The organism is Arthrobacter sp. Y3221157 (assembly GCF_059089865.1).
In genome coordinates this window covers 41,990-49,759 of record NZ_JBNHFD010000019.1, presented here as the reverse complement: position 1 = coordinate 49,759, position 7,770 = coordinate 41,990, and the positions used below count along the sequence as shown (strand labels likewise).

At 68.1% G+C, this 7,770-nt stretch carries 7 protein-coding genes, 1 pseudogene and 1 riboswitch; of the genes and pseudogenes, 4 read left to right on the top strand and 4 right to left on the bottom strand.

What is annotated here, in order from left to right; translation table 11 throughout:
* From AC5RTT_RS07890 to thiO, 4 genes and pseudogenes are all read right to left on the bottom strand, one after another.
* A pseudogene (locus AC5RTT_RS07890) lies at positions 1–101 on the bottom strand (aldehyde dehydrogenase family protein); the annotation flags it as partial.
* Positions 59–877, bottom strand: coding sequence for a thiazole synthase (locus AC5RTT_RS07885; protein ID WP_494144716.1), 819 nt, complete (start codon positions 875–877; stop codon positions 59–61). The pseudogene AC5RTT_RS07890 and the gene AC5RTT_RS07885, both read right to left, overlap by 43 nt.
* Positions 878–881: 4 nt before the next feature.
* Complete coding sequence (gene thiS, locus AC5RTT_RS07880; RefSeq protein WP_494144715.1) at positions 882–1,118, bottom strand: sulfur carrier protein ThiS; 237 nt, start codon at positions 1,116–1,118, stop codon at positions 882–884.
* A complete protein-coding gene (gene thiO / locus AC5RTT_RS07875; protein ID WP_494144714.1) occupies positions 1,115–2,437 on the bottom strand; it encodes a glycine oxidase ThiO in 1,323 nt (440 codons plus the stop codon). The genes thiS and thiO overlap by 4 nt, the downstream gene beginning before the upstream one ends.
* A riboswitch (TPP riboswitch) is annotated at positions 2,430–2,548 on the bottom strand. It overlaps the preceding gene by 8 nt.
* Positions 2,549–2,575: 27 nt before the next feature.
* Here thiO and thiE point away from each other — a divergent pair.
* From thiE to AC5RTT_RS07855, 4 genes are all read left to right on the top strand, one after another.
* On the top strand, positions 2,576–3,307 hold the full coding sequence (gene thiE / locus AC5RTT_RS07870; RefSeq protein ID WP_494144713.1) for a thiamine phosphate synthase: 732 nt from the start codon (positions 2,576–2,578) through the stop codon (positions 3,305–3,307).
* Between the two features lie 83 nt (positions 3,308–3,390).
* A complete protein-coding gene (locus AC5RTT_RS07865) occupies positions 3,391–4,902 on the top strand; it encodes an RNB domain-containing ribonuclease (RefSeq protein WP_494144712.1) in 1,512 nt (503 codons plus the stop codon).
* 300 nt (positions 4,903–5,202) lie between these two features.
* Positions 5,203–6,888 (top strand): DEAD/DEAH box helicase, encoded by a 1,686-nt coding sequence (locus AC5RTT_RS07860; RefSeq protein ID WP_494144711.1) that lies wholly within the window; start codon positions 5,203–5,205, stop codon positions 6,886–6,888.
* A gap of 8 nt (positions 6,889–6,896) precedes the next feature.
* A complete protein-coding gene (locus AC5RTT_RS07855; protein WP_494050883.1) occupies positions 6,897–7,769 on the top strand; it encodes a DNA-methyltransferase in 873 nt (290 codons plus the stop codon).
* Position 7,770 lies beyond the last annotated feature (1 nt).

Below are 7,770 nucleotides of genomic sequence, written 5' to 3'. Positions count from 1 at the left end.
GGCTTGAGGACGACGGCGTTGCCGGCGGCGAGTGCCGGGGCCAGCTTCCAGACTGCCATCAGGATGGGGAAGTTCCAGGGGATGATCTGGCCGACGATGCCAGCGCGTGTTCGCGGCGTGGAATGCGGCCCGCCGCTTTCGCCAGCCTACCGGCGATGACGGCGTGTTTGAATGCCTCCCCCATCAGGGCCGGATTCTGCGCCCGCGTGACCGCCGTGGCCAGCAGCACGGCGTCGCAACCGAGCTCCATGGCCAGGGCGGCGTCGGAGGCCGTACCGATCCCGGCGTCCAGGACCACCGGGACGGAGGCGCGGGAGACGATCAGCTCGATGTTGTGCGGGTTCAGGATTCCCAGTCCCGTACCGATGGGCGCTCCCAGCGGCATCACGGCGGTGGCGCCGAGGTTCTCCAGCCGCAGCGCCAGGACCGGGTCATCATTGGTGTACGCAAACACCTTGAAGCCGCGGTTCACCAGCTGTTCGGTGGCCTCCACCAGCTCGACGGCGTCGGGAAGGAGGGTGTGCTCGTCGGCAATGACCTCGAGCTTCACCCAATCCGTTTCCAGCGCCTCGCGGGCGAGTTCGGCAGTGAGGACGGCGTCCCGGGCGGTGAAGCAGCCGGCGGTGTTCGGCAGTACCCGGATGCCGTGGTCCACCAGGAGCTGGAACAGCGAGCCCGTCTCCGCGGTGGAGTAGCGCCGCATTGCCACGGTGGTCAGGGACGTGCCGGAGGCCAGGAGTGCTGCGCCAAGCCCGTCGAGGCTCGGGGCGCCCCCGGTCCCCATGATGAGCCGGGACGCCAGGGGCACCCCGTCAATAACCAGGGCATCGTCCAGGCTGGGCACGGCCGTGGTGGTCAGGGTATCGGATTCGATCATCGTGTCAGCCTCCCTGCACTGCCGTGACAAGCTCGACGTCGTCACCGTCGGCGAGCGCGGTGGCGGACCATTGGCTCCGGGGAACCACCTGCGCGTTGTGCGCCACGGCGACACCCAGCCTGTTCCCGTCCTTGGCCTGGCCGTCAGCCCCAACGGTACGGCCGGTGACCTCGCTGATGAGGGTGGTGATGGAGGCCCCCTCAGCCACCGTATGGTGGTTTCCGTTCAGGGTGATGTTCATGCTGTCTCCTTGGTGTTGACGCTTGCAGCGGAGGTTTCGCGGCCGGAGAAGCGGCCAGGGTTGAACGTTTCCCAGCAGGGGTCCGCGGTGCCGTCCATCAGGTCCCGGCAGATGGCGCCGGCTGCGGGTGACAGGAGGACGCCGTGCCGGAAGAATCCGGTGGCCATGATCAGGCCGGCGATGTGCCCGCCCGGGTTGGAGCCCGGAGCGGCGGGCACCCTGCCCAGCAGCGGGGCGTTGTCCGGGGTCGCCGGCCGGGCCCGCGCCGTACATTCAAGCATTTCCAGCTCGGCCACGGCCGGGACCAGGACCTGCGCGTCCCGGAGTAGCTGATAGACGCCGCCTGCGGACACCGTTCCGGCAGCGGACCGGAGGGCTTGCGGGGGTACGGCACCGGCCCCGGCGAGGGCATCCTCACGCTGGGTGGCTCCGATCACCACCGTTCCGTCCTCCCGGGGAACGATGTACACCGGCACGCCGCGGACCAGGCCGCGGACGGTGGCCGTCACCAGCGGCCGGAGGCGCTGCGGTACGGCGAGGCGGAGGATGTCCCCGTAGACCGGCCGCAGCGGCAGGTGCAGGCCCGCGGGCAAGTCCATCAGCGCAGCGGCATCCAGTCCATTGGCAACCACGGTTTCTCCGGCCAGCACTTTGCCGCCGCCGGCGAGCCGGGCTCCCGCAACAGTGCCATCAGCCCACAGCAGGCCCAAGGCCCTGTCCGGCACCGCGTAGCCGTCCACTGCGCCCGCAACTGCGGGGCCACGGCCGGCGGCTTCCCCGGCGAGGGCGTTGCGAAGGCAGGACACCAGCAGCCGGGGGTCCACCTGGTGGTCCGCAGGGGTGTCGAGGGCACACGCGATGGCGGGGCTGAGCAAAGGTTCCCGCCGCCGCGCCTCGCGGACGGTCAACGGCTCAACAGCCAGGCCATTGGCCTGCTGGACCGCGCGCAGGTCCATCAAAGCCCTACGGTCGGCGGCGTCGGCACCCACGGCGAGGGTCGGCGTCGTCAGGTACCCGGTTTTCTCCCCGGACGCACAGGCCAGGTCCGCGATGAAGCCGGGCCACCGGGCGGAAGAGGCCAGCATCAGGTCCAGGAGGTCCTCTTCCTGGTAGTGCAGCTCGCTCACCGGTGCGAGCATCCCGGCGGCCGCCCAGCTGGCGCCGGAGCCGGGTGCGTCATCGATCAGCGCGACGCTGCGGCCTGAGCGCTGTGCTTCCCAGGCGATCGCGTGGCCCACCACTCCGCCGCCGATGACTGCGACGTCGGCCCTGATGGTGCCGTTGGGGGGTTGCGGGGGTGCTGTGTTGGGGGTGCCCATGTGTCTCCTTCCCTACGCCGGAATTACCCGGATCAGGTCAAGCGGTCGGCTCTGACGCCCTCTCAGCCCGGCGCTTTATGACAGCTGCCGCAGGCTCCCGCAGTACGAGGCAAGTGTAGAGGAACTAGGCTTGCAGCCATGAATGTGTCCCACTCCGCTGCCGCTGCCGGCGCCTCCGCAACCGATGCCTTCACCACCGCCGAGGGAACCGCAGGGCTCAAGTCTGCCCGCCTCTATCTGTGTACTGACGCCCGCGCTGACCGCGGCGACTTCGCGGATTTCGTGGATGCCGCCTTCGCCGGCGGAGTGGACATTATCCAACTCCGCGACAAGACCATCGAGGCTGCCGAGGAGCTGGAACTGCTGGCCGTACTCAGGGAGGCTGCGCAGCGCCATGGCCGGCTGTGGGCAGTGAATGACCGCGCCGACGTCGCGGTGTTGTCCGGCGCGCCGGTGTTCCACATCGGGCAAAAGGACCTCCCCCTGCCCGCGGCACGCACCCTGCTGAACGGCAACGCCGCCATTGGACTCTCCAGCCACACCCCGGAACAGGTGGATGCCGCACTTGTTGCCGCCGCAGGGCCTGCCGGATTGGACTATTTCTGCGTGGGGCCGGTCTGGGCCACCCCCACCAAACCGGGCCGGGCGGCCGTGGGACCGGAGCTGGTGAAATACGCTGCGGCAGCCGCGGCCAAAGCCGGCAACGAGGTGCCGTGGTTCGCCATCGGCGGCATCGACCACTCCAATATCAGCGAGGTGGTGGAAGCGGGAGCCCGGAGGATTGTGGTGGTGCGGGCCATCACCGAAGCGGCGGATCCCGCCGCGGCGGCGGCCTCACTCCTGGCCGTTTTGGACGCTCCCGCGTCCTGACCTGCCGGCAGGGCAACACGGCCCTGCCTTCTATCCCGCCAATGGCCTGCATATTCGGCGGTCTTCGGGCTAGGCTGATTTTCGTGTCACACCATCGGCTGGCTCCCAACGTCCATGAGCACAACAACGCGCTGGAAGAGGCCCTGGGCGCGCTGCGGACCGAGCTGGAGCTGCCCGGGCCATACCCGGAGCACGCGGTCCGGGACGCCGAAGCGGCCGTGGCCGCGCTGGAGCTTCCGTCCCACGACCTGACCGGGGTCGAATTCATCACCATCGATCCGGCCTCGTCCACGGACTTGGACCAGGCGCTGTTCATAGAGGCCGACGGCGGCGGCTACCACGTGCTGTACGCCATCGCCGACGTTCCGGCCTTCGTGAAGCCGGGCGGACCGCTGGACCAGGAAACGCGGCGCCGCGGGCAGACCTTCTACGCCCCCGACGGACGGATTCCGCTGCATCCGGAGGTCATCAGTGAAGGGGCGGGGAGCCTGCTGCCTGGCCAGGAGTGCCCGGCCTTCGTCTGGGACTTCCGCCTGGACGGCAATGCCGAAGTCACCTCTGCCACAGTCAGACGGGCACGGATGCGCAGCCGCGCCAAGCTGAGCTACAAGGGCGCGCAGGCCCAACTGGACACCGGTACCGCATCCCCGGTCCTGCAGCTGCTGAAAGAGGTTGGCCTCAAGCGCGTGGAGCTGGAACGCGCCCGTGACGGCGCCAGCCTGAATATGCCGGAGCAGGAGATCGTCCAGCTCCCCGACGGCGGATACCGCATCGCCGCCGCGCCGCAGCTGCCCGTGGAGGACTGGAACGCCCAGATTTCGCTCATGACGGGCATGGCTGCCGCGCAGCTCATGCTGGACGGCAAGGTGGGCATCCTGCGGACCATGCCCGCGCCGGACGATCGCTCCCTGAACCACTTCAAACTCCAGACGGAGGTGCTGGGGAAACCGTGGGACGGCGAGGTCAGCTACGGCGAGTACCTGCGCAGCCTGGACCCCACCGAACCGCGGCAGCTGGCAATCATGCACTCGGCGGGGATGCTGTTCCGCGGAGCCTCCTACACCGCTTTTGACGGCAGCGTACCGGAGGCTGCTGTGCAGGCCGCCATCGGTGCGGCCTACGCGCACACCACCGCTCCCCTGCGCCGGCTGGTGGACCGCTTTGTGCTGGTGATCTGCGAGGCTCTCAGTAACGGCGGCAACGTTCCTGGCTGGGTGCGGCAGGCCCTGCCGTCGCTTCCCGAGATCATGGCCGGCTCGGACCAGCTGGCGTCCCGGATGGAGCGGATGGCGCTGGATACCGTGGAGGCCGCGCTGCTGGTCAACCATGTGGGCCAGGAGTTCGATGCCATCGTCATCTCCGGCTCGAAGCCCCAAAAGGACAACGGCAACGGCGGCAGCCCCCGCAATGGGAATGGGAAGAACGGAAACGGGAAGAACGGTAACGGCAACGGCGGTTCCGGCATCATCCAGATCGCCGAACCTGCCGTAACAGCCCGCTGCGCCGGCGACCTGGAGTCCGGCACCAAGGTCCGCGTCCGCCTGCTTTCCTCCGATATTGCCACCCGCGAGGTCCACTTCGAACTGGTCGGCTGACACCCGTTGCGGGCCCGGCTTCCCGCCCCGAAGGGTGCAAAAGCCGGTATTGCGGCCCTGTACGGCTAGACTGGAGAAGTAGAAATGGATGCCCGGTCGTTGATTTCCTTGATTTGAAACCAACAAGCCCGCCCCTACGCGATCTTGAGATTTGCCCGCTGGTCACCAGTGCCAGCATTAGATAGCCCGCGATCGGCTTCCACTGGAAATGCTTGTGCGCCCGAGCGTGCTCCGGACCGGCCTTGCGGCCGGCCCGTCGAGCAGGCAGCGCCAATGCCCAAATGAATAAGGAAACTCCCTGTGAGTGAATTGCATACCCACCAGCTTCTGACGGACGAGACCGGCACCGAGGTGATTGAGCCGGAAGAGACCATCATCTCGGACGAGAAGCCGCACGAAATCGCGGAGAAGTCCTTCTCCGACTACAACGTCCGCGAGGACATCGTCGAATCACTGGCCGACGCCGGGATCACCCACCCCTTCCCCATCCAGGCCATGACCCTGCCGGTGGCACTGTCCGGGCACGACATCATTGGCCAGGCCAAGACCGGCACCGGCAAGACCCTCGGTTTCGGCATCCCCGCCCTGCAGCGCGTCATCGGCCAGGACGACCCCGGCTATGCCAAGCTGGCGGTCCCGGGTGCACCGCAGGCACTGGTGATTGTCCCCACCCGCGAACTGGCAGTCCAGGTGGCCAACGACCTGCAGACCGCATCCCGCAAGCGCAACGCCCGGATCGCCACCATCTACGGCGGCCGTGCCTACGAGCCGCAGGTGGAAGCGCTGAAGCAGGGCGTGGAGGTTGTGGTGGGCACCCCCGGGCGCCTGATCGACCTGTACAAGCAGAAGCACCTGAGCTTGAAGAACGTCAAGATCGTGGTCCTGGACGAGGCCGACGAGATGCTGGACCTCGGGTTCCTGCCCGATGTCGAGACCCTCATCGCCGCCACCCCGGCCGTCCGGCAGACGCTGCTGTTCTCCGCCACAATGCCCGGCCCGGTCATCGCCATGGCCCGGCGCTACATGACGCAGCCCACCCACATCCGCGCCGCCGATCCGGACGACGAGGGGCTGACCAAGCGCGATATCCGCCAGCTGATCTACCGCGCTCACAGCATGGACAAGACCGAAGTGGTGGCCCGCATTCTGCAGGCCCGGGGCCGCGGACGCACCATCATCTTCACCAAGACCAAGCGCACGGCCGCAAAAGTGGCAGAGGAACTGGTGGACCGCGGCTTCGCCGCCGCCGCCATCCACGGCGACCTGGGCCAGGGGGCCCGCGAGCAGGCCCTGCGCGCCTTCCGCAACAACAAGGTGGACGTCCTGGTGGCCACCGACGTCGCGGCCCGCGGCATCGACGTCGAAGACGTCACCCACGTCATTAACTACCAGTGCGTCGAAGACGAAAAGATCTACCTGCACCGGGTGGGCCGCACCGGCCGCGCCGGCAACAAGGGCACCGCCGTCACATTCGTGGACTGGGACGACATGCCGCGCTGGGGACTGATCAACAAGGCCCTGGGGCTGAGCGTGCCCGAGCCTGTCGAAACCTACTCCTCCTCGCCGCACCTCTACACGGACCTGGACATTCCCGAAGGCACCAAGGGCCGGCTGCCGCGCGACAAGCGCACCCTTGCCGGTGTGGACGCCGAGGTCCTGGAGGACCTGGGCGAAACCGGGAAGAAGAACAGCCGCGGCGGCGGCCGCGGGGACGGCCGTGACCGTGCCGGGCGCGGACGCCAGGATTCCGGCAGCCGCGAAGATGGCCGTGAAGGTGGCCGTGGCGGCGAGCCCGCCGGCCGCTCCGGTGAGCGCCGTCGTCGTACGTCAGGCCCGGCGGCAGCATCCGCGCCCGCCGGCGAAGCTGGACAGAACGACGGCGAGCAGCCCACGCGTGCCCGCCGCACCCGTACCCGCACCCGCCGCCGCAACGGCGAAGTGGTTGCCGGCACTGACAAGGGCGCACAGCCTGGCACCGAGGGCTAACTGCCCCTATGACTGACACTGTTTGGGCGCCGGACGGCGGCAGCCTGGTGGTGCACGCGGACAACGCGGAGTACCTCCCCACGCTGCCGGACGGCGCCTTCACACTGATTTATGTGGATCCGCCCTTCAACACCGGCAGGCCACAACGGCGCCAGGAAACCAGGATGGTGGCCAACGCCGAGGGCGGCGGCGACCGCGTGGGCTTCAAGGGCCGCTCCTACGACACCATCAAGGGTGCTTTGCACCGTTACGACGACGCGTTCAGCGACTACTGGTCCTTCCTGGAGCCGCGGCTCGTGGAGGCGTGGCGGCTGTTGGCGGAGGACGGGACGCTGTACCTGCACCTCGACTACCGAGAGGTCCACTACGCCAAGGTGATGCTGGATGCCATCTTCGGCCGGGAATGCTTCCTGAACGAGATCATCTGGGCTTATGACTACGGCGCCCGCGCCAAAAACCGCTGGCCCACCAAGCACGACAACATCCTTGTCTACGTCAAGAACCCCGCCAAGTACCACTTTGACAGTGCTGAGGTGGACAGGGAACCGTACATGGCTCCCGGCCTGGTCACCCCCGCCAAACGGGAACTGGGCAAGCTGCCCACGGACGTCTGGTGGCACACCATCGTCTCCCCCACCGGCAAGGAAAAAACCGGCTACCCCACGCAGAAGCCGGAGGGCCTGGTCCGCCGCGTCGTCGCCGCTTCAAGCCGTCCGGGCGACTGGTGCCTGGACTTCTTCGCCGGTTCTGGAACCTTGGGCGCGGTGGCGGCCAAGCTGGGCCGCAAGTTCGTCTGCGTGGACCAGAACCAGCCCGCGGTGGACATCATGGCCAAACGGCTGGGCGCGCACGCCACGCTCGTCAGCCGGCAGCCCGGCTAAG

Excerpts from the sequence above, each read along its gene's own strand:
- AC5RTT_RS07885 (WP_494144716.1), bottom strand. The coding sequence starts at position 877 with ATGATCGAATCCGATACCCTGACCACCACGGCCGTGCCCAGCCTGGAC.
- thiO (WP_494144714.1), bottom strand. The coding sequence starts at position 2,437 with ATGGGCACCCCCAACACAGCACCCCCGCAACCCCCCAACGGCACCATC.
- thiS (WP_494144715.1), bottom strand. The coding sequence starts at position 1,118 with ATGAACATCACCCTGAACGGAAACCACCATACGGTGGCTGAGGGGGCC.
- thiE (WP_494144713.1), top strand. The coding sequence starts at position 2,576 with ATGAATGTGTCCCACTCCGCTGCCGCTGCCGGCGCCTCCGCAACCGAT.
- AC5RTT_RS07855 (WP_494050883.1), top strand. The coding sequence starts at position 6,897 with ATGACTGACACTGTTTGGGCGCCGGACGGCGGCAGCCTGGTGGTGCAC.